This is a genomic window from Streptomyces sp. TRM49041 (assembly GCF_008271805.1).
Lineage (GTDB): Bacteria > Actinomycetota > Actinomycetes > Streptomycetales > Streptomycetaceae > Streptomyces.
In genome coordinates, this window is the sequence record NZ_VSRY01000019.1 from 1 (window position 1) to 215 (window position 215).

Here is a 215-nt window from a genome sequence, read left to right on the forward strand (position 1 = left end):
TGCCGCATCGCCATCACCATCTTGATCACACCCGCGACACCCGCCGCAGCGGACGTATGACCGATGTTCGACTTGATCGAGCCGAGCCACAGCGGATCACCCTCACGCTCACGCCCATACGTCGCCAAAAGCGCTTGCGCCTCGATCGGATCACCCAGCTTCGTACCCGTCCCATGACCCTCGACCGCATCGACCTCCACCGGACTCAACCCGGC

General features: G+C 63.7%; 1 protein-coding gene. It reads right to left on the bottom strand.

What is annotated here, in order from left to right; genetic code table 11:
• Window positions 1-215 (bottom strand): hypothetical protein (locus tag FVS66_RS01540; protein WP_149179130.1); only part of this gene is annotated, 215 nt, incomplete at both ends.